Origin of the sequence: Pseudomonas paralactis (assembly GCF_001439735.1) — a bacterium.
GTDB lineage: Bacteria > Pseudomonadota > Gammaproteobacteria > Pseudomonadales > Pseudomonadaceae > Aquipseudomonas > Aquipseudomonas paralactis.
The window spans coordinates 121,887-143,563 of sequence record NZ_JYLN01000010.1; the positions used below are offsets into that span (position 1 = coordinate 121,887).

General features: G+C 58.5%; 12 protein-coding genes. 9 read left to right on the top strand and 3 right to left on the bottom strand.

Translation table 11 applies throughout. The features are described from left to right. Nucleotides 1-3 precede the first annotated feature (3 nt). From TX23_RS22515 to tssM, 5 genes are read left to right on the top strand one after another with little or no spacing between them, the layout of a single operon-like run. Nucleotides 4-2,523, top strand: a complete 2,520-nt coding sequence (locus tag TX23_RS22515) for a type VI secretion system Vgr family protein (protein WP_057704084.1) — start codon at nucleotides 4-6, stop codon at nucleotides 2,521-2,523. After that, a complete protein-coding gene (locus TX23_RS22520; RefSeq protein ID WP_057704085.1) occupies nucleotides 2,520-4,325 on the top strand; it encodes an esterase/lipase family protein in 1,806 nt (601 codons plus the stop codon). Before TX23_RS22515 ends, TX23_RS22520 begins: the two co-directional genes overlap by 4 nt. Further along, complete coding sequence (locus TX23_RS22525; RefSeq protein WP_057704086.1) at nucleotides 4,313-5,566, top strand: T6SS immunity protein Tli4 family protein; 1,254 nt, start codon at nucleotides 4,313-4,315, stop codon at nucleotides 5,564-5,566. The genes TX23_RS22520 and TX23_RS22525 overlap by 13 nt, the downstream gene beginning before the upstream one ends. Further along, entirely contained in the window at nucleotides 5,563-6,897 is a 1,335-nt protein-coding gene (locus tag TX23_RS22530) for a T6SS immunity protein Tli4 family protein (protein ID WP_244885976.1), read from the top strand. Before TX23_RS22525 ends, TX23_RS22530 begins: the two co-directional genes overlap by 4 nt. A 20-nt stretch (nucleotides 6,898-6,917) precedes the next feature. Next, nucleotides 6,918-10,556, top strand: coding sequence for a type VI secretion system membrane subunit TssM (gene tssM, locus TX23_RS22535; RefSeq protein ID WP_057704087.1), 3,639 nt, complete (start codon nucleotides 6,918-6,920; stop codon nucleotides 10,554-10,556). Nucleotides 10,557-10,564: 8 nt separating this feature from the next. Here tssM and TX23_RS22540 read toward each other — a convergent pair whose 3' ends face one another. From TX23_RS22540 to TX23_RS22550, 3 genes are all read right to left on the bottom strand, one after another. Continuing rightward, nucleotides 10,565-11,353, bottom strand: coding sequence for an N-formylglutamate amidohydrolase (locus tag TX23_RS22540; RefSeq protein WP_057704088.1), 789 nt, complete (start codon nucleotides 11,351-11,353; stop codon nucleotides 10,565-10,567). A 10-nt stretch (nucleotides 11,354-11,363) separates the two neighbouring features. Then, a complete protein-coding gene (locus TX23_RS22545; RefSeq protein WP_057704089.1) occupies nucleotides 11,364-11,591 on the bottom strand; it encodes a hypothetical protein in 228 nt (75 codons plus the stop codon). 221 nt (nucleotides 11,592-11,812) lie between these two features. Beyond that, nucleotides 11,813-12,781 carry an AraC family transcriptional regulator gene (locus TX23_RS22550; protein ID WP_057704090.1) on the bottom strand — a complete coding sequence of 323 codons (969 nt, stop codon included), beginning with the start codon at nucleotides 12,779-12,781 and terminating at the stop codon, nucleotides 11,813-11,815. A gap of 102 nt (nucleotides 12,782-12,883) precedes the next feature. Between TX23_RS22550 and TX23_RS22555 the strand changes: the two genes are divergently transcribed. The 4 genes from TX23_RS22555 (at nucleotide 12,884) to TX23_RS22570 (ending at nucleotide 21,653) form a co-directional block, all read left to right on the top strand. Beyond that, nucleotides 12,884-14,134 (top strand): MFS transporter, encoded by a 1,251-nt coding sequence (locus TX23_RS22555; protein WP_034135300.1) that lies wholly within the window; start codon nucleotides 12,884-12,886, stop codon nucleotides 14,132-14,134. Nucleotides 14,135-14,313: 179 nt separating this feature from the next. Then, a complete protein-coding gene (locus tag TX23_RS22560; protein ID WP_057704091.1) occupies nucleotides 14,314-16,338 on the top strand; it encodes a M3 family metallopeptidase in 2,025 nt (674 codons plus the stop codon). Between the two features lie 111 nt (nucleotides 16,339-16,449). Beyond that, nucleotides 16,450-21,006 carry a dermonecrotic toxin domain-containing protein gene (locus TX23_RS22565; RefSeq protein ID WP_057704092.1) on the top strand — a complete coding sequence of 1,519 codons (4,557 nt, stop codon included), beginning with the start codon at nucleotides 16,450-16,452 and terminating at the stop codon, nucleotides 21,004-21,006. Next, nucleotides 21,006-21,653: a hypothetical protein gene (locus tag TX23_RS22570; RefSeq protein ID WP_057704093.1), complete on the top strand. Its 648-nt coding sequence runs from the start codon at nucleotides 21,006-21,008 to the stop codon at nucleotides 21,651-21,653. The genes TX23_RS22565 and TX23_RS22570 overlap by 1 nt, the downstream gene beginning before the upstream one ends. The last annotated feature ends 24 nt before the right edge of the window (nucleotides 21,654-21,677 follow it).

The window sequence follows — 21,677 nt, forward strand, 5'->3', positions numbered from 1 at the left end:
CACGTGCCCCGCCAAAGCGACCTGCGTTTTACCTTCGAGCCCTTGAAAGGCGACACCTTCGACGTGGTCTCTTTCAAGCTCGATGAAAGCCTGTCAAAGCCGTTCAAGCTCACCCTGGAACTGGCCAGCCACAACGCCGCCATCGACTTCAATAACGTGCTCGACCTGGCGGGGCTGTTCACGATCTGGCGCGGCGAAGCCCCAGTGCGCTACGTGCACGGCCTGGTCAGCCTGTTCACCCAGGGCGACACCGGCTTTCGTCGCACCCGCTATACCGCCGTAGTCGAACCGACCCTGGCGCGTTTCGACCTGCGTTCCAACTGGCGCATCTTCCAGGGCCAAACCGTACCCGAGATCATCACCAACATACTTACCGAGCATCGACTGACCGACATCCGCAGCGAAATCTGCTTTGAGCATCAACGACGCGAATACTGCGTACAGGCCGGTGAAACCGACCTCGCCTTCATCAGCCGCCTCGCCGCCGAAGAGGGCCTGCTCTACGCCTTCGAACACCGCGCCGACGGCCACACCCTCGTCCTCACCGACCGTGTTGGTGGCCTGGGCACCATTGGGACCCATACCGATTGCCCAGTGATCTATCAGCCAATGGCGGGGGGTGATGCCACGGAACCGGCGTTAACCCGCTTCCACTACACCGAACAGGTACGCACCGCCGTGCAGGTACAGCGCGATTACACCTTCACCCACCCGCGCTACAGCCAGCAACACACCGCCAGCGGCGATCAGGAGTTGAAAAACCAGCACAAGGACTACGAACGCTACGACTACCCCGGCCGCTACAAACGCGACATCGCCGGCAAGCCTTTCACCAAAACGCGCCTCACCGCTCTGCGCAATGACGCCAAACTGGCGCACCTGGCCGGTGACGATGCACGCCTGCAACCGGGACTGGCGTTCGATCTCAACGAGCATCCCCGCGAAGACTTCAACGACCGTTGGCGCACCATCGCCATCACCCACGAAGGCAAACAGCACACCAGCTTGCAGGAAGAGGCGTTCGGCAGCGACCACGGCACTTCTTATGAAATGACCGCCAGCGCCATCCGCTGGACCTCGGATTGGAAAGCCCCGCTGCGCGACAAACCCTGCATCGACGGCCCGCAGATTGCCACGGTGGTTGGGCCGCCAGGGGAAGAGATTTATTGCGACGAATGGGGTCGGGTCAAGGTGCAGTTCCCGTGGGATCGTTCGGACAAAAACAACGACCACAGCTCGTGCTGGATCCGCGTCACGCAAGGCTGGGCTGGCGCGACCTGGGGCGCCATGGCCATTCCACGTGTGGGTCAGGAGCTGGTGATCAGCTATCTGGACGGTGATCCTGACCAGCCCATCGCCACCGGCCGTACTTATCGCGAGACCAATTTGCCGCCCTACGAGCTCCCTAAGCTCAACGCCGTAGCGACAACCAAAAGTCGCGAATTCAAGGGGACCCGCGCCAATGAGCTGCGCATTGACGACACCACGGCGCAAATCAGCGCGGCGTTGATGAGTGATCACGAGCACAGCGCGCTGCATCTGGGTTACCCCACTCATCCTCGCCATTACGGTGGCGGCAAACCCAGGGGGGAGGGGTTTGAGTTACGTACGGATGGGCATGGCGCATTGCGCGCAGCAAAAGGTTTATTGCTGACTGCTGAAGCGCAACTGAAGGCCGCTGCGGGCCACCTGGAGCGCCAGCAAGTCATTGAGGTGCTGCACACCGCCCTGGCGTTGGCCAAGCAGTTAGGCAGTTCGGCTGAGGTTGCCCAAGGCATTGCCCAGGATTGGCAACCGCAACAGGCGCTCACCGAGGCCGTCAACACCCTGGGGCAGGGTGCCAATGACCAGCCCAACGGCACGGGCAATGGCGCGCAGCCCATCATCGCCCTGAGCGGGCCCGCGGGTATTGCTGCCGCCACATCCCGCAGCATTGCCATAGGCGCAGGCGAACACATCGACAGCGTCGCGCAACAGAACCTGCAACTGACCGCCGGTAAAAAAGTGGTGATTAACGCAGGCGACGAGCTGGGCCTGTTCGCCCAGGGCGGTGACATGCGCCATATCGCCCAGAACGGTCAACTGCTGCTGCAGGCCCAGCACAACAGCATCCAGGTGCAAGCAGATCAAAGCGTGGAAATCAGCGCCAGCCAGCAACACGTGCTGGTGGCGGCGGACAAACACATCACCCTGCTGTGCGGTGGGGCCTACATCAAGATGCAGGGCGGCAATATCGAGCTGGGCATGCCCGGCGATTTCATTGTGAAGGCTGCGAACAAACACTTCATTGACCCCAGCCATGCCGCGACGCAACTCAACAGCTGGCCCAGCACCTCGTTCAACGAACGCTTTCAACCCTTTTTCAACGGTCAACCCATGCGCAACCGTGCCTACGCCTTGGTTCGCAAAGACGGCGCACGCTTCGAAGGCCGCACTGATGGCGAAGGCTACGTCACCCTGCAACAGGGCATGACGCTGGAAGGGTTGACATTGGAATGGCTAGAAAACGGAGACCCCACATGACCGATAGCCCGACGACGCCCCGTGTCGCCCCCATGCACTACAACGCGCGGGGCAACCCCGTGCATACCTGGACCCTCACGCCCAGCCATATCACCGACCCGGTGCACTGCATATTGCCGCCGGACGGGGTGCTGCCGGTGATTTTTGTGCCGGGGATTATGGGGTCGAATTTGAAGAGCAAGCCTGCGGAGCAGGAAAGTGAAGATTCGGGAGAGGAGGGGGTGCCTATCTGGCGGTTGGATGCCGGGTTTATGGGTAAGAACATATGGTTGGCCACAAATTGGTTCAACAAAAAGCCAGGAGTGCGGCAACGCTTGTTGCATCCTGACAAGGTGGAAGTAGATAACGAAGGAGCGGTGCCCAAACTAGCCGTAGGCACGGTCATTACCCAGCCGGAACGGGACAGGAAAAAGGCTGCCCTGGCCTTGACCCAGCGTTATAGAGAGCGCGGATGGGGCGAAGTCAGCGAAACCAGCTATCACGCGTTTCTTCTTTGGCTGGAAGAAACTCTGAACAACCAGTTCCTGCCTCACCAATGGCCGCAGTTCGACGTTCGGCCTGAGCATCTGCACACCCGCAGTGTCGAGCCCGGCCCAGTTCAAGTCACCGAGTTGAAACCTGAAATGCCCATCGCCATGCCCGGGTTGGGCGCTAACCTGGCGGCGCAGTTGCCGTCGATTATTTCGGACGAGTTGGCGGCGCGTGGTGGCTACCGTATGCCGGTGCATGCCTGTGGTTATAACTGGCTGGACTCCAACGAGGAGGCCGCTTCAAGGCTGGCTGTGCGTATTGATGAACTCATGCAGCAGTACGGTCGCAACTGCCAACAGGTGATTCTGGTTACCCACTCCATGGGCGGGCTGGTGGCACGGCGATGCGCGCAGCTACCGGGTATGGCCGACAAAATTGCCGGCGTCGTGCACGGCGTGATGCCCGCCATCGGGGCGCCGGTCGCTTACCGTCGCTGCAAGGTCGGGATGCGCGACGAAGACCCCATTGCCGGCGCGGTCATTGGACCCACCGGCCAGGAGGTCACCGCTGTATTTGCGCAGGCACCCGGTGCCTTGCAATTGCTGCCCACCCAGGACTACGCCCCGGGCTGGCTGCGGCTGATTGACGAGCGCGGAGCCCCGGCTATGCCGCGTCAACCGGTAAAGGATCCTTACGAAGAGATTTATCTACGCCGTGACCGCTGGTGGGGATTGTTGCGTGAAGAGTGGTTGGCACCGAAGGATGGGGATCCGATTACTTGGAAAGATTTCGCGAATAACATCCGGAGCGCAAAAGAGTTTCACCAGGATATTGCTGGGTCTTACCACCCTCAAACCTACGTTTACTACGGCAACGACGATAAGCACCCCAGTTTCGAATCCATCACCTGGGAGATGCGTCGTGGGTCTCGCCTCAATGGCCCTTATGCCTCAAGCCCGGATGCTTTCACGGTGTCCAGCCTGCAAATGCATGAGGTGCGTGACGACGGGCGAAGCCCGTTGTACGTAGGCGGGCAAGCCGAAAGCGTAATGCCCCCACGGGGTGACCCCAATGCGCCAGTAAAGACCGTACAGACCAGCTATTGGGAACTGCATTGCCGTATGCAGGACGGCGCTGGCGACGGCACCGTACCGGTGAGCTCCGGCCGCGCGCCGATCAGGCAGGTCCGCCAGGGTTCTGTCCGCCAGCAAGTGCAGGCACCGGGTTTCGATCATGAAGCGTCCTACGCCAGCCCGCTCACCCAGCAATTCACCCTCTACTCCCTGATCAAGATCGCGGCGAAAGCCAAGAGGCCTCTATGCGCAGGCTGACCGTATTTTTTACATGCCTGCTGCTTGGATCGGTTGCAGGGTGCGCCACCTTCAAACAACCCAGTGAACAGGAGAAACAAACCGTGCACGAATTGACCAGCAACATGCGCACCTGGGCGCTGGGCCGTGGGCTGATAGATTTGCCCGCCAACTGGACGGGGGGCGGGGATGTGAAGCTGTACTACGGATTGGGAGCTGATCACTCAAGCGTTGAGGTCTTGATCTTGGGGGAGCGCGTGACGCAGGAGCGATTTGATGCAGCCTTGAATGAGCGGTCACGTCGGATTTCGGCAGTCAAGAACTATAAGAATTCAGATGTGTCGATGCTGGTGTCGGCAAAATTTGTCTCACCCAGGGAAACGTTGCTGCAGTACTACAAGCAGGCAACACGCCGCCAAACATTCGTTCATGAGTCTCATCTGCTGATCGATGATGTCTACGTCATGCTCAGGGCTCAATCATACGAAGGCGATACGGATCCCGTTGAAGCCCAACTCTTAAAGCTGTCGAAGGAAATCTTCAAAGTCACCCCTGAAACCGCAGGCGCGGGGTTTGCACTTGGGCCGGTTGTCATTCGCAGTCATCACGACCATGAGATCGCCAGTTTCTATTTTCGCCCCCCCGCTTCAGACGTATCGCTGAACGTCTACTACAACGCCTTATCACCTGATGATGGCGAACGTTTGCATGTTCGAACCCAAAAAGACGGGAAAATATTCCTCGCAGGCGATTATGAACAACTGCGTATAGGCAAAATCACATTAGCCGGAATGCAAGCCGAAGAATCCTTGATCGGCTTCAGTGATGACACACATCGTCAAATACTTTTCGTCAGCGAGAACTATCGAGATAACCCATCCCTAAGCCGTCCAGCTATGAGTATTCGCCTATCGGCAGGCGGAAAAAAGCGTACCGCCATAGATCCTGATAAACCCAGGGATCTTGTGCGCTGGACCCTTCCCCAATTCGCCAACAAAGGCTACGAGCGGCCTCTCTGGCAACGACCCGCGTCACCGGAACCCGTCAACCCCTCGCTCACCGACTACGAAGCCATGGCCGTGTGGGACGCGATCCTCAAATCCGTACGCATCCGCTACGGCTCGGTCGCGCCCAAGCCGGACCCCTGGGCCAACATTCGCGGGCCCAGTGCCGAAGAAGCTGCCGAAAGCAAGCGCATCCTCGATGAGTTCATTGCCAGCTTGGAAAAACGTAGGTCATTACCAGGGGATAGCGATCAATGAATAGCGCCCATCGGCTTTCTTTTGGCCGCCTTCATCCTAAAGCCCCCCAGCTTCTTTTCATGTGCTTGACGGTCGCGTTGCTCACGGGTTGCGCCGCCTTCAAACAACCCAGTGAACAGGAGAAACAAACCGTGCACGAATTGACCAGCACCATGCGCACCTGGGCGTTGGGCCGAGGTTTGATTGATTTGCCGGCCAACTGGAGTGGTGGCGGCGACGTGAAGCTCTACTACGGGCTGGGCGCCGATCATGCGTCTGTTGAGGTACGCGTGTTGGGAGAGAACGTGACGCAGGAGCGGTTTGATGCCGCATTGAATGAGCGTGCACGTCGAATCGCGGCTGTCAAAAATGATGAGCAGCAGGACGCATCCATGTTGGTTTCAGCAAGGCTCGAAACCCCGCAGAAGATATGGCTGCAGTATTTTGAGAGCACCGAAGTCCCAGATACATTCGTGCACGAATTCCATCTGCTGGTGGGCGACGCCTACGTCATGCTCCGCGCTGTCTCCTTCAATGGTAATACCGCTCCTGTTGAAGATCGTCTGTTAAAACTTTCAAAAGAGATCTTCAAAGTCACCCCTGAAACCGCAGGCGCTGGCTTTGCACTGGACTCCATTGTCATTCGCAGTCATCACGATCAGGAGATCGCTAGTTTCGACTTTAGCCCACCAGCCTCAGATGTCTCGCTGAGTATCTATATCAACGCTTTGTCGCCTGATGATGAAGAACGCTTGCACGTGCGCACCCCCAAAGACGGGCAAATTTTTCTCGCAGGGGATTACGAAAATTTGCGGGCAAGGAAAATTACGTTGGCCGGCATGCAAGCTGAAGAGTCCCTGATCGGCTTCAGCGATGACACTCACCGTCAAATACTCTTTGTGAGCGAAAACTACCGGGACAATCCTTCGCTGGCTCGGCCTGGCATGAGCATCCGTTTGTCGGCGGGTGGCATGAAAGGAGAGTCAGTTGATCCCAACGAACCCGAAGACCTGGTGCGCTGGACCCTTCCCCAATTCGCCAACAAAGGCTACGAACTCCCACTCTGGCAACAACCCGCGTCACCAGAACCCGTCAACCCCTCGCTCACCGACTACGAAGCCATGGCCGTGTGGGACGCAATCCTCAAATCCGTACGCATCCGCTACGGCGCGGTCGCGCCCAGACCGGACCCTGAGGCCAACATTCGCGGCCCCAGTGTCAAGGAGGCTGCTGAAAGCAAACGCATCCTCCATGAATTTATCGCCAGCTTTGAAAACCCAAGCCATGTCCCTGGGCGTGGTTCAGCGGGAGCAACAGGGATGCGTTCACCGTGTGTAAGCAACGAACTCTAAAAAAGCGTTAGGAGCAATTCATGAAAACAGTCTGGGGTTACCTCAAACGCTGGGGCCTGCCGGTGCTGCGCCAATTCAACCAGGCATGGCCGGTGTTGGTGCTGTTGGGGGTGATGTTCTTGCTGGTCGCCATCTGGTGGCTGGGCCCGCAGTGGACGTGGCGTGAGCGCCAACCGTTGGCCGAGTGGGCGATGCGGGTCTCGGCCAGTGTGGCGGTGATCGTGGTGCCGCTGCTGATCTGGGCGTGGCGCGTGCGCGAGCGTTATCAGCGTTTGCAGGTTGAACGCCAGCATGAGGCTGCCGTGCAAGCCGACCCTTGCTTGCCTTATATCGAGGCGCAGGAGCGGGCGTTGGACCGCAGCCTGGGCAGCCTGCTGAATAATATGGAGCGCCGCCGTTCACTGTATCAACTGCCGTGGTACCTGGTGCTCGGTGAGGAGAATGCCGGCAAGACCAGTCTGATCACCCGCTCCAACCAGAGCTTTTCGTTGTCTCATGTGACCAAGGCTGGGGTCAGGGCTCAGGAAGAGCAACTGGCCTACCCGGTGGATTGGTGGATCGGGGACGAGGCGGTGTTGATTGACCCACCGGGTGAATTTCTCAGCCACCCGGATTCACCGGCTGAAAACGTCGAGCAGCAGGGCAAGTTCAAGCCGGTGTTGCCCACCGGCACTCATGCGCGCCTTTGGTCGCACCTGCTCGACTGGCTGACGCGTAACCGCAGCCGTCGGGCATTGAACGGCGTGGTGCTGGTAATTGATATACAGGCCTTGTTGGCGCAACGTCCCGAACAACGCAAGGCCCATGCCAACCTGCTGCGCACCCGGCTGTTTGAGCTGACGCGGCAATTGGGCACGCGCTTGCCGGTGTACGTGACGCTGAGCAAGTTCGACCTGCTGGAAGGCTTCGAAGAATTCTTCGCCAGGTTATCGCGCAGTGGCCGCGAAGATCTGCTGGGTTTCACGTTCAGCCTGGACGCGGTGGATGACTTTGATGCCTGGCTGGCGGAACTGACGCGCCAATATCAAGCCTTTGTCGATTGCCTCTGCGAACAGGTTTTCAACAGCACCCGGGAGGCGCGCACGTTGGATGAGTGTGATCGCTTGCAGGCGCTGATGCATCAGATGGCGGGCTTGCGCCGCGCGTTGTTTGGTTTCCTGACTGAAATGCTTGGCAGTGATCGGTTCACCACACCCGCGTTGGTGCGCGGGCTGTATTTTTCCTCGGTGTTGCAGCAGGGCACTCTGAGCAATGCTTTCATCAAAGAAGCAGGGCAGGCGTATCAACTGCCGCCACCGCCACCGGAGGTCAAACCGGCCGGTGGCACGGTTATCTACTTTGCCCAGCAACTGTTCCAGCGGGTGATCTACCCCGAAGCGGGGCTGGCGGGCGACAACATCAAGGTGGCCCGCAGCAAGCGGCGGCTGTTGATCGCGGGGTTCAGCGTTGCGTCCCTGGGATGTTTGGTGACCATCGGCACCTGGCAGTTTTACTTCAATATCAACCGCGACAAGGCGGCCAACGTATTGGCCAAGAGCCAGGAGTTCAGTGAGCGGGATATCGACGCCAAGGTCGACCCCACCGGGCGCAACCTGTTGCTGCCCCTGGACCAGATCCGTGATGCGGTGCTGGTCTATGGCGACTACCGCCAAGCCTGGCCGTTGCTGTCGGACATGGGGTTGTACCAGGGCAGGGCGATTGGCCCCACCGTAGACGAAGCCTACCTGAATCTGTTGTCCAAGCGCTTCCTGCCGGCGATTGCCAGCGGTGTGCTCGACGCCATCAACGCGGCGCCCGCCGGTAGCAACAAGCAACTGGCGGCCTTGCGCGTGTACCGTATGCTCGAAGAGCGCCCCAACCGCCGTGCGGCCATCGTCGAAGAGTGGGTTGCCAAGCAATGGCAGCGTGCCTATCCCGGTCAGGGCCAGCTGCAGGCTGATCTGATGGGGCACCTGGGCTACGCGCTGAAATACGCCGATGCCGACCTGCCGCACTACCGCGAACGCATTACCCAAGTGCAGCAGCAACTGCGCCAGTTGCCCATGGCCGAACGGGTCTATATGAGCCTCAAACAGGACGCTCTGGAACGTTTGCATCGCCCGTTGGACCTGCGCAACGAGGTCGGCCCGGCATTCGATATCGTCTACCGTCCGCTGAACACCGATCAAGCGGGCAGCGGCCTGCAATTGCCGCCGCTGCTCACCGCCAAGGGCTTCAAGGACTATTTCGAACCGGGCACCGAGGGCATCATCGAACTGGCAATGATCGACCAGTGGGTACTGGGCGAACGACAACGTCTGGACTACTCCGACGAAGATCGCAACGTGCTGACCCAGCGTATCCGCGCCCTGTACAGCGCCGACTACGTGGACAGCTGGCGGCGGGCGTTGAACCAGTTTGCAGTGACCGACTTCGATGACCTTAGCCACGGTGTGGCGGTATTGGAGCAAGTCACCGGCCCGGCCGCGCCGCTACGACGCTTGCTGGAAACCCTGCGCGACAACAGCGTGATCTACCCGACCGTTCCCTTGGCTGAAGGGCAAGCGCCGCTCAAGCTCGACAAGGTGTCTGAGGGGCAACAACAGGCGGCCGGGATTCGGCGCGCATTCTCCAGTCTTTCAGAACTGATCACCGCACGAGGCGACCAGCCGTCTTACTACGAAGAAACCCTGCGCTCGGTCAGCGCCGTCTATGACTACGCCAAAGCCGTGCACGACAATCCCGACCCCGGCAAAGCCGCCCTTAAAACCGTGCTTAACCGCTTCTCCCTGGGCGGTGCCGATCCCATCGCCAACCTGCAACGTGTTGCCGTGGGCCTGCCCGAACCGCTGAACCAGCAAGTCAAAAAGCTTGCCGACCAGACGTCTCAGGTACTGGTGATTGCCGCTCTGCGCGAGCTGGAGAAACGCTGGGACAGCGAAATCTACAGCTTCTACCGCGAGCGTCTGGCGGGCCGCTATCCGTTCAAGGCCAGTGGCGAGGATGCGTCGCTGGATGATTTCGAGGCCTTCTTCGGTCCACAAGGACGCTTGCAGCAATTCCACGATCAGTACCTGAACGTGTTCCTCAAAGACAACCTCGATGCGCTTTACTCCGACAGCCTTGGCGGCTACCTGGTGCGCAGCGATGTGCTGGAACAGCTGAAAAAAATCGAGCGCATCCGCGATACCTTCTTCAACCATCGCGGCCACCTCGCGGTGCAACTCACCATCGAACCTCTGGCCCTGAGCGCCACCCGCCTGAGCAGCATGCTCAGTGTCGACGGCCAGCTTATCCCGTACCAACACGGCGCCCCGCAACGCATCGGGCTGGTCTGGCCCAACAGCCTGGGCAACACCAACGGCAGCCAACTGACCCTGGTGCACAGCACCGGCAACACCGCCAGCCTGAGCTATCGCGGGCCGTGGTCGCTGTTCCGCCTACTCAGCCGTGGGCACCTCAATGGCCGCACCGACACCAGCGTGGACCTGACTTTTTCTGTCGCCGATGGGTTGATGCGTTATCGGATTGGGGCGGAGAAAGCTAATAACCCAATCACCCAGCGCAGTTTTGAAGGGTTTGTATTGCCCAGGACCCTGCTTGAAGAGCGCCAGACGAAGAGAGACCCAAGCAAGGTTGGAAGTGTCGCCGCAACCGCTATCAGCGATGAGCGCCCATAAGTCAGCGATCACACACCACCCGCTCGACACGCACCGTTTTCAGTGTCATTTGTATTTCGAATGTACCGGGTAAGGCCTTGCAGCAATTGGGAGAAACGTTGGGCATAGATATCCCCCTGCGATGGAAGCAGCCAAGTGCTGTTGATTTCCAGCTGAACGCTGGGAACGCCAAGAGAGGAGGCAAATCGTGTGAGCGTATGATGCTTGGCGGCAGGGAAGTAGTCGTCTGAGAAGTTGCGAAGCCCTTCCTTGCGCAACGCTTTGCGCAAGGAAGGGACGATATCCGTGCGGCCCAGCAACGACGCCCCTTCCATGGTGCCAAAGTCGACATCGTAGGGGCGCGAGGTGCTGCTGCCGTGGAGGTCAATCAATAGCTTGGGCTTGTGCTGTTTGATCAGCTCGGCGACTTCGGCCTTGAAGGCATTGTCGTCGTAGTAGTTGGGGTCGGATGGGCTGTGGTATTGGGTATAAATGACCGTTGCGCAGGTTAAGGTATTGAGCAGTTTGGCCAGCGCCGCCGTGCCTGCGCCGTCGGAAAAACGATAGCTGCCTTCTCGATAGGGCTTCGTGGCGTGGGGCGCGGTGATGAGGACGGGCGTACTGCCTTTGAGGACGGCATACCAAGCGGTGTCGGTGGGGGCGGCTGTGGCACTTTGAGCCTCGATCGCTGTTTCAATCGTTATCGCTTCTTGTATCTGCGACGGCTCGATGAGGGCGCGTTCTGCCTGTGCCACTCCCATGGTAGTGAGCAAGCCGATCGCCAGCGTTACGCTGATGGCGCGTGGGCGCAAGTTCATGAGGAGATGCTCAGGCCGGGCGTGGCCTCAGTTTTTTGGTGATGCGCACGCACCCTGTAATTTGGTTGAACTGCACGTAATGGGCTTGCGCCGTCCATTCCTCGACCAGGATCAAATATTCGGCCGGCGGATTGATCTGGCGCAGATAACCGCACAGCAGGCGTGTGCGTCGCGCGTTCATCGGCTGCTTTAGTGTCAAGATGACGTTGTCTGCGGCACGGCATTCAGTGATCTCCATGACTGAGCCCCTCATCGAGTGCTGGCGGCAAACGTGCTGGCCCAGTATCAGAGGCTGGGGATTCTCGCCGCGTGGCGTTCATTCTCAGATGAGGCGTTGCAGGCGTCTACTGTCATACATGACAGTCCTTTAGTCGGTTGTGCACTGCCGTGACTCATTCCTCGACGTAACGGGCGTTAAATGATTCAGAGGCACAGACTGTCGACTACGTGCGCTCAGCTTCAAGTAACAGCGGGCTGTCTCACCTTGCGACTTAACCCCGGTGTCTTGCCCGTAATACGCTTGAATGCGCGACTGAAAGCGGCCTGGGATGTATAGCCCAAGCGCTGTGCTACCTCTTCGATCGGCAGCCTTTCGAGGGTCAGCCACTGGCTTGCGAGCCGCATTCGCAGTTCGGTGACATAGCGCAGCGGTGTCATGCCAATCGTCACCTGGAAGCGGTCCGCGAAGGCCGAGCGTGAGGTGTTGCATTGCGCTGCCAATTGCGCAACGGTCCAGTCGCGGCCCGGTTGTTGATGGAGCGCTAGCAGTGCACCGGCCAAGCGTGGATCGCGTAAAGCGGCGACCAGGCCAGAGGCATTCCCGCAGGCACACTCCACCCAGCCGCGAACGATCATGGCGGCCACCACGTCGGCCAACCGCGCGAGGATACCGGCGAAGCCCACACGTGCGGCGCTGACTTCGCGCTCCATGGTGGTCAGAATAGGCACCAGTCCAGGGTAGCGCTGGCCGTCGGCATCAATCAACATCAGGCCCGGCATCAGTTTGCCGAGGCCATGGATGCTGCCCAGTTCAAACTCCATACAACCACTGAACAAAATGGTGCTCGGCGTTGGGCTGGCATCGGTTCCGGTGTGCACCGCGCTCACGGTGTCACCGAGGGGGACGCCGTCTAGGCGGTCGATGTCCTGAACGGGAACGTCTGCATGGGAATACAGTTGATGGGCCGCGCCGTGGGAGATGAACACGGCGTTGCCGGCAGACAGCGCGTAGGTGGTGCCGTCCTCCATTCGCAGGACCGCATTACCGACGGCCATGAAGTGGAACCAGGCATGCCCAGGTTTTTCAGCGAAGCCCAAACCGAAACTCGGACTGGTTTGTATACGCCGGTATTCGACGCCACGCAGGCGCATGCCGCGCAACAGCTCGTTGATGAGATCCGAGGCAAGAGCAAACTGTTCTGCAGACATTGTTCAGGTGTTTTAGTCAAAAATGAGAGATTTTGGATCATAGATCATCCAGATTCGCGCGCCTAGACTGCGGGTCGCCATGATGATTGGGAGATCCCTGTAATGACTGACTGTGTGTGTAATGCCGTATCCAACCGCCATCCCGACGCCTTCTCGGATGCAGAGCCTGCGGTCCCCGCGTGGATGGCCGTCTTCTCGCTGGCAATGGGAGTGTTCGGATTACTGACCGCGGAGTACCTTCCGGCCAGTTTGTTAACACTGATGGCGACTGATCTGGGCGTGTCCGAAGCATTGGCTGGCCAGGCGGTAACGGTGACAGCAGTGGTAGCGTTGTTTGCCGGTTTGTTGGTGCCAGGCCTGACCCGCAGCATCGACCGACGTTGGGTGTTGCTGGGGTTTTCCACGTTGATGGTTGCCTCCAATCTTCTGGTCGCCGTTTCCTCCAGCTTCGCGGTGCTGCTGTTGATGCGCATCTTGCTGGGGATTGCCCTTGGCGGGTTCTGGAGCATGGCTGCGGCGGTGGCGATGCGCTTGGTGCCGAGTGCTTTGTTGCCTCGGGCGCTGTCGATCATTTTCAGTGGGATTGCCATCGGGACGGTCGTTGCAGTACCGCTGGGCAGCTATCTGGGCGGGCTATACGGCTGGCGCAGTGCGTTCTTTGCAGCGGCGGCGGTCGGTATGGTGACCCTGGCGTTTCAGTCATTGACTTTGCCGCGCCTTGCGCCGCGCCGGCCGGCACGTCTGCGCACCGTTTTCGAAGTGTTACAGCGCCCGGGCATCGCCATGGGGATGTTCGGTTGTGTGCTGGTACATAGCGGCCACTTCGCGATGTTCACCTATGTTCGGCCATTCCTTGAAGGCACTACCGGCATCGGCCCGCAAGGGCTGTCGCTGATGTTGCTGGGCTTCGGGGTGGCGAACTTCGTCGGCACACTGTTGGCCGGCAAGCTGCTGGAGCGTCACCCGCTGGCCACTCTGGTGTTAATGCCTGTGCTGGTCGGGGTTGCAGCACTGGCGTTGGTGCTGTTGCCGCCCTCGTTGCCGGGGCAGGCGGTACTGCTGGCAATCTGGGGCTTGGCCTTTGGCGGTGTGCCGGTGGCGTGGTCGAACTGGGTCGCCAGCGCGGTACCTGATCAGGCGGAAAGCGCCGGGGGGATGGTGGTGGCCTCTGTGCAGTCCGCCATCGCCACGGGCGCCGCCGCTGGCGGTGCAGTGTTCAGCCTCGGTGGCAGCGCGGGCGTATTCATAGCGGCAGCGGTGCTGATGCTGCTGGCTGCGGTGCTGATTGCGCTGCGTGTTCGGGTCCCTTCTGTGCATGGCGTTCGCGAGTCCAAGCCCGCGTTGCACCTTTGATTCGGATTTTCAAACCGCCTCGACCTTCTCTAGAGCCCCCGCAAAGGCGGGGGCTCAAGGTTTGATGTTGATTGAGTTAGCCTGCCGACCAGACTATTACCCATACCTATCTATCCCATCCAACGATGATTCACTCCCTAGGCTGGCTGCTTCGACAGCTACCTTTAAAGAGTGACTCCATGCCTGAAAGCAACCCACTGCTACAGCCCTACGACTTGCCACCGTTCTCAGCCATCCGAGCAGAACATTTGGTGCCCGCTGTTGAGCGGATCATCGCTGACAGCCGCGACAGCACCGCCACGATCATTGCCAGCCAGGCGTTATTCCCCACTTGGGACGACCTGGTGCAAGCAGTAGAGAAGCTGGAGGCTCGCCTGGATGGCGTTCTCAAAATCATCGAGGTGCTTGACGCCCTTCCCCAAGGGGCGGCATGGAGGCTGGCATCACACCGCAGTCATGAGCTTGCAATGCAGTACAGCGCCGAGCTGGCCACAAACACTGACCTGTACCAACTTCACCGACAACTTGCCGCCAGCCCGATCGCAGCCCTTTTCAATCAACAGCGCCACAGTGCATTGCGTAAAATACTGCGCAAATACCATTTGGCCGGCCTTGATCTTTCGCCTGATAAGCAGCGACGGCTGAAAGCACTAAACCTGCAAATCGATGAATTCAGTCAAGAGTTCTTGCGCCGTGTGAAAGACTCCAGCGACGCATGGCGTAAGCATATTCAAGACAAGGCGCTGCTTCGCGGGCTGCCTGGCGCGGCCCTGGCACGTATGGAGGTCGCGGCTCGTGACGCAGGCCTGGACGGCTGGTTATTAACGCTTTGCGAGCAGTCCTTTCAGGAGGTGATGAGCTACGCCGACCATCGAGCCTTGCGCCAGGAAATGATGATGGCTTACTACAGCCGTGCCGTGGGTACCGGTCCTGACGCCATTGCCACCGACAATGAACTGGTTCTGACCGTGTTGCTCGACAGCCGTCACCAGAAAGCACAATTGCTGGGCTATGCCAATTTCGCCGAACTGGCGCTGGTCGAACAAATGGCCCAGACCACTGATGAGGTCACTGCGTTTGTGCATCAACAGATTGATCAGGCACGCACGACATTGGCTCATGAGGCACAACAACTGCAACGCTATGCCGCCCTGCGTGGGATCGATGCGCTGGAACCCTGGGATTACGACTATTTCGCGGAAAAAATTCGCCAGGATGTAGCGGGTGTCTCCCAGGACGCGGTGCGCAACTACTTTGCGTTGGAGACGGTGCTGCAACGATTGTGCACGTTCACCAAAACGTTGTTCGGCGTTGAGCTGATCGAACAAACCACTGTTGATACCTGGCACCCGGACGTGCGGGTATTTGAACTCAGGGAGTACGCCGAGCCCGTCGGACACTTGTTTATTGACCCTTATCGTCGCGTGGCGGGCGGCGCGATCGGCGTCGCCTCGGGCTTGCGCAGCCACCGGATGACGGTCGAGGGGCGTCCACAACGGCCCATAGCAGTGCTACGCAGCAAGTTGCCACGACCTGCAGTGACCCAGCCTTGCTTGCTGGATCATCTGCAGTTGAGGGTCTTATTCCATGAGTTCGGCCACTGCCTGCAACACCTGTTGACCGCCGCCCCCTATCGGGCGATTTCCGGTATGGACCAGTTAAGCCATGACGCGGGCGAATTCTTCGGCCAACTGCTGGAGCAGTTTTGCTTTACTCCGTCGTTCCTGACCTGGCTATCCGGCCATTTCCAGACGGGAGACCCTTTGCCAGACACTATGGCCAATCAAATGAGCCGATTTGTTCACACCCAGACCGGCCGGGAAACAGCCAGTATTTTGCTGACGGGTCTCGTCGACTTCGAGCTGCACCGTACCTATGGCGACGGACGTACAGCCCATGAGGTTTTCACCCAGGCCAACGTTGAAGTCGGGCATTTGCAGTGGCCTGACGGCTCCCGCCCGATCAACAGCTTCGAACAACCGATGAGTAGCTACGCGGCCAGGATGTATTCCTACCAGTGGTCGGGTGTCCTGGCCCGCCAGGCTTTTGAACGGTTTGAGCGTGATGGCCTGTTCAACCCAGAGACCGGGAAAGCTTTGCGGGACGCGTTCATCTCCGAGGGGGATACCGGTACGCTGTTGAGCTCACTTGCGCTTTTTCGGGGTGAAGGCGAACGATGCGTCGAGCATTTCGCTGGGGCATGAAGCGCAGGTGCATATGTAGTCCCTTGGCTGAAACTTGAAACGCCAGAGTGATTCTCTCAGATCACTAGTGGCTGCCCACCTCGGCAGCCAATCCGGCATGGAGAGCATTCAATGGTCACTGACAACCCACCGTATTTTTTCAGTGAAACCCAAACCGATCGTACACAGCTAAGCGAGCGCCAACGCACGCGCAACTTTACCCTCAAGGACCTTGATTGGCTCGACTCGGTCTATTTGGCCACCGATGCGCTGCGGCGGGCACAACATGCACCGATGCACGTTCAAACCCTGCAACTGAACATGCTCGGCCAACCAGCTATTGAGCTGGCCGGCGCATTCGTCATGAGCCCCGCCCCGGAAGGTGGGGTTTTTCTCTATACGCCAGCTCGTGGCCTGGAAAAACTGGAAAGCCATGAAACGCTCAAGACGCAACTAGGTACGCGGCTCAAAGACCCGTCGCAGCGTCAAGCGTTGCTTGATTACCTTTCCATCTCCCAGCAAGCGGCCCTGGCGCCCACTGCGACTGTGACTGTTACCTCACATACCGTGGCCGGCGCTGTGTTCGAAGCACAACAAACGACCCTTTCCGGCAACTTGCTTGAAAATGCCCGCCTGATGCGCGAGGAACTGCTTAAGCTGCCCAGTTTTGCTGTTCTGCTGGATGAGTACATTTGCACTGAGTTGGCGCTGTCTTTCACGGGTGTCGATCAGCGCCAAATCCTGGTGCACAGTTACGTCATCGAAGCGTCCAGCGAATCAGGCAACGCTGATACACCAGCGCTGCGACACACAGCCACCCGCACCTTGAGCGAAACCGTCCTCCGGTATTTTGTTGCCAATGGTTGGCCTGTCGGTGAAACCCGGCGCTACGACAACCCCCAACGCATTTCTGATTCCCCTCTGTCTTCTCAGCAGGCTGATGAACAGTTGCGTTGGGATGTATCCGTCCAGGGCTTGGCCCAGGGCTTGAAAGCCCATATGAAGCAACGGCCCAAGACATTTTGGGCGCTGCCGACGGTCTTCGGATTCTCACGGCTACAACTTTTTACCAAGGCCATGGCCAATGCCTTTTTCACGGTGGTACTGGACCAACAGCAGCAAACCAAGATTACGGTTGAGCAGCGTCTGCAACTACAGGCATTGCCGCTCAAGGCCGCGCTCCCCCTGACAACGCGTGCTCGCGCTGTTGATGTTGAAAAAGCACTGCTGAGTGAGCCTGAACAGTCCCCCGCCGAGTTGGCAGGCACACTCATCATCAGCAGTAACGAAAGCGCCGATGGCGCGCCCTGGCTGCTCTATACCCCTGATCAAGGCCTGCAATCGTTTACCGAGCTGGGTGCCCTGAAAACCCACATTCTCGATAGCCTCAACCCCCGGCAGCACGCCGATGCCTGGAGACACCATCTGTCCCGGCCGGAACGCTATAACGAAATCGATCTGCTTGACTGCGATGTCACCACAGCCCCGATCACCGGGGTTATTTTCCAAAACATCATGGAGAGCATCATTGAAAAACAAGGTCGCAATCTTGAATACGCCCTTGATCAGTATCGCCTGAGCCAGGGCACGATGGACCTGGATGCTCTGGTTGATCATGTGTTGGATGTACGCCGCATGATTGATCCAACATTACTGACCTTTGAACCCATGGGGCGCTGGAGTACCCAGTTGGCAGAGACCTGGACTGCGACGGCGACTGAACCCAGGATTCCACCCACGCTTTCTGCAATGCGCACAACTGTGCATTTACTCGAAAACGTCACCGCCGAAATCGCACAACACCTATCGTTTCGCCCTTCGCTTGAGGGTTCCGCCGTCACCTATCTGAACACCAGGTTGCACGCTATCAAGCAGCAGCACCTGCAGGCTGCGTGCCTCTCAATACGCCAATACAGCAACCCTTTGAATGACACTGGCAAGCCTGAACTGCTGTCATCGAGCAGTATGGTCGACTATTTTCTGACGCGTTTATGTGGCGAAGCGAGCCCACTCATCGATCCACTGAACACTTACGTCTACTCAACCGCTCCTGGCAAACCCGCCACTAAAGTCTCAGGCATGGACGCCACCGCCTTCAACACGCTGATCAACAGTGCAGTCGGCGGGTTTAAACAGTACATGCGTAGAACCCACAGCCTGTACCCCAACATGCAGCCCTTGCTGAGAAAAGCGATGGAGATGGGCTTGACGGGGGAAGTGCAAGTCAGGCTTTGGAACAACGCTGTATTGCCCCTCGACTACGAAGTGTTCTCAAGCGTATTGGGAATTTACGCCAGAGACTTACGCCTTAGCGTCAATGGGTTCCGCCCTGATGCGTTTTCTTTGCGGGTCGTACCGACTGGGCAGAATACCCCACTGCGACTCAATAACTGTTTTGTGCTGACCGAGCGGGGCGGGCTTGATCCTCGATATTCCGGCCGTACGCTGCTGTGGACGCCCGCGTGGGGCCTGGAAAGTTTCCACTCATTGAATGATTTCAAAGCAGAGATGGATCGACGCCTGGCAGTCCCGGACGAACGACAGACTTTCCTGGTGGACCTGGTGCAACCGAACTGGGATTCACAGCCAAACTATGCACTCAGTTCCCTTGAACTGATCGAAGACAACCTCGTCGAGCACTTGCAACGAACCTGTGCTCAACAAAAAGACCGTGAACTGGCCCAAATCCTGTCCATGAAGCTGTCGGTCGATCAGTTGCGTAAGCTGTGGCAGGTTCAAGCCACACAAAACCTGGCGCCCACCAACGTGCAGCGTGCCTTGGACATGGTCCGGGCCATGATCCTGCAACAGGGTTTGCAATGGTTGGGCAACGCCAGCGCTGTCGATCAACAGCTGTATGCCGAGTTGTTGGAGCAGTATCGAAACAATGTCACCGACAATCAGGATTACCTGCACGGTATCGACTCACTGGCTCAGTTCACGTACAAGAAACTCAGCACTTTGCTCAGGGACCTTGACGATCAGGGGAGCGTCACACCTGACGAAGTTGAAGTCGGGCTACCGGCGCAGGGCAGTACGCCTGCCCGCAACCAGTCGCTGCTGGACTATGCCTTGAGCCATCAAACCTATTGGAAAGAGCAGGTGCCCCTCTTCGCCAGTACCGGTACAACGCCGTTGCCATCCACGCTGGATGCGCAGACGCTGAAAACGCGGATACAGGCGCTGAACATCAACGCGGCTTACCAAACGTACATCAAATCCTTCCTGGGCCCTGCCAGCCCGGACTTTGAGCAACGCTTTGCGCGATTCGCCAAGCAACTGCCGTGGCAACTGATGCAATACGCTCACAGCATGACGTTGCAAGGCCAGCTTTCACCGGCAGCCTTCGGGCTCATTCAACAGGTCATGGACATGCCCGATGCGACCGCCCGTGCGACAGTGGTGGGCGCCAAGGCCATGATCCGCCCTTTGGAACTGGTGGTCGATACAGGGAAGAAAACGATCAAGGTCCCCGGGGCTTACCTGATCGGTCCCACCTCACCTGCAGAGGGGCCTCAAGTCCTTTATGCTCCCTACAGTCCTGGCTACACCCTCAAGGAATATAGCGTTGAGGCTGCACTGCGTGCCGAGTTGACAGCCGGCGGAGCCTTACAGCGTTGGGTTCGGCAGGTAGTGCCGGCCGTTGACCGCGCAGCACTGACAAGCGCACTGGAGCAACCCCGGGCCAGCACGGCCCTCCAGCTGGCAAGCAACCCCATCAACGCGCCTTTGTTCAAACAGTTATTCACTGACAATGCCGAGCTGCTGACAACGCTGCTGGGCTGCCAAAAAGTGGCTGATGCAGGCACTGGCTGGGATACGGCCAAGGCCGTGTTCTCTGAGGGTGTGCAGGAGGCCATTGTATTTTTTGCCGGTAAACTGGCCTATCCCTTGATGGTCTGGCAGAGCTATAAGCTGTTCAGGGCTTCTGCCGAAGAACTGCAAAGCCACCAATGGCATGAGGCAATGGGGCATTTCATCGGGGGTGTCGCGGTGCTGGCCGCTTTGCGCGATTCCATGCCTGCCGTATCAGAGGGCGGCATACCCCCGGCACCCGAGCCGATTGCGCCGCCTTCCACTCCTGTGACCTCTGTGTCCTGGCCCGCATTGGACATTACCGCGGCTTCCCGCACCCGGCTCCAGCGTTTCGAAGTTCTTGATACGAGCTTGGCCAGCCTGACTAAAGACACCTCACTCAACCTTTACCTATCGGCCTCCAACCACTACTACGCGGCGGTGGCAGGGAAAGTATTCCAAGTCATCAAGCACGGCCTGAGTTGGCGCATCACCGGTGATGGAGAAGCCGGCCCTGTGGTGCACCGCAATACTCTCGAACAGTGGATGCTCAGTAGCGCTGGCCCATTGCTGACAGGGCGACGGACAATTGCACGATTGACCAACCGCTTCTACTCCGATCCTATTGCGCGCTCCAGTATGAATATATTGGCCAGCGGGATGCGCGAGATTCGAGCGCTTTACACTCGGGAATCCTGGGTCATCACCGATGCACTTGCCTTGGCGACGTTTTATGCAAAGAACGCCCAGGACAATGTGCGCCTGCTCGCACAAACACCCCTTGCTGCACCTGAGCTCGTCAAACACATCAAAACGTTTTTCGGTCTGCAGACACTTGAGGCCGAACACCTGGAAAAATTCAGGAGGTCGTCGATAAGGTCTGCAGCGCGTTGATGGAGCCCTCACTGACCTCCTCGGACTCAACGCGATTTGTCATTGGCCGTTCGCGGATGCCGGTTCTTGAGGACGCACTTACGTTGATGGCCTTTACGATTGTGCCCGATCCCCTTGAACGGGTGTATTTGAGCGACGTGTTTTTCACCCCGGGTCTGAAATACAGTCATTTGTTGATAAAACCGTTCTATGTCAGCGTCCATGCCCGTGCGACTACCCTCATTCACGAAATCACTCATCATGTATGTGCAACGCTGGACTTGGCTTACGTGCATTCAACCCATCCCTTTCATGACCTGATTGATCCCCAGACCCCTGAAGGCAGGAGCACTCGAGTCGCCCTGGAAAACCGCCATCTTTTAAGACTGTCGCTCAATACCCCGACCCATGAGTTGTTTCAGGTTGTCGATGTTGCAACCGGGCTCAAAACAGACCCAGCCCAGGGCACGTCGACACAGCACGTGCTCGACAGGCTGCTCACCATTACCGGCGCCCGAACCCTTGTCGATGCTCGGCGAATTTTCCGTATCGATCCGCTAAAGCGCATTCTTACGGTGCTCAACAACGCCGACTCCGTCGCGTACCTGATCGCACTGCTGGGACGCCGAAAAGAGAGACCTGTTGGCCTGAACGGCGATTCGCCCTGATTCGCAACGCTCATGGCGACAGCC

Bases quoted from the DNA above. Each gene is read 5' to 3' on its own strand.
- TX23_RS22560 (WP_057704091.1), top strand. From the start codon at position 14,314: ATGCCTGAAAGCAACCCACTGCTACAGCCCTACGACTTGCCACCGTTC.
- TX23_RS22520 (WP_057704085.1), top strand. From the start codon at position 2,520: ATGACCGATAGCCCGACGACGCCCCGTGTCGCCCCCATGCACTACAAC.
- tssM (WP_057704087.1), top strand. From the start codon at position 6,918: ATGAAAACAGTCTGGGGTTACCTCAAACGCTGGGGCCTGCCGGTGCTG.
- TX23_RS22570 (WP_057704093.1), top strand. From the start codon at position 21,006: ATGGAGCCCTCACTGACCTCCTCGGACTCAACGCGATTTGTCATTGGC.
- TX23_RS22565 (WP_057704092.1), top strand. From the start codon at position 16,450: ATGGTCACTGACAACCCACCGTATTTTTTCAGTGAAACCCAAACCGAT.
- TX23_RS22525 (WP_057704086.1), top strand. From the start codon at position 4,313: ATGCGCAGGCTGACCGTATTTTTTACATGCCTGCTGCTTGGATCGGTT.
- TX23_RS22540 (WP_057704088.1), bottom strand. From the start codon at position 11,353: ATGAACTTGCGCCCACGCGCCATCAGCGTAACGCTGGCGATCGGCTTG.
- TX23_RS22555 (WP_034135300.1), top strand. From the start codon at position 12,884: ATGACTGACTGTGTGTGTAATGCCGTATCCAACCGCCATCCCGACGCC.
- TX23_RS22550 (WP_057704090.1), bottom strand. From the start codon at position 12,781: ATGTCTGCAGAACAGTTTGCTCTTGCCTCGGATCTCATCAACGAGCTG.
- TX23_RS22545 (WP_057704089.1), bottom strand. From the start codon at position 11,591: ATGGAGATCACTGAATGCCGTGCCGCAGACAACGTCATCTTGACACTA.
- TX23_RS22530 (WP_244885976.1), top strand. From the start codon at position 5,563: ATGAATAGCGCCCATCGGCTTTCTTTTGGCCGCCTTCATCCTAAAGCC.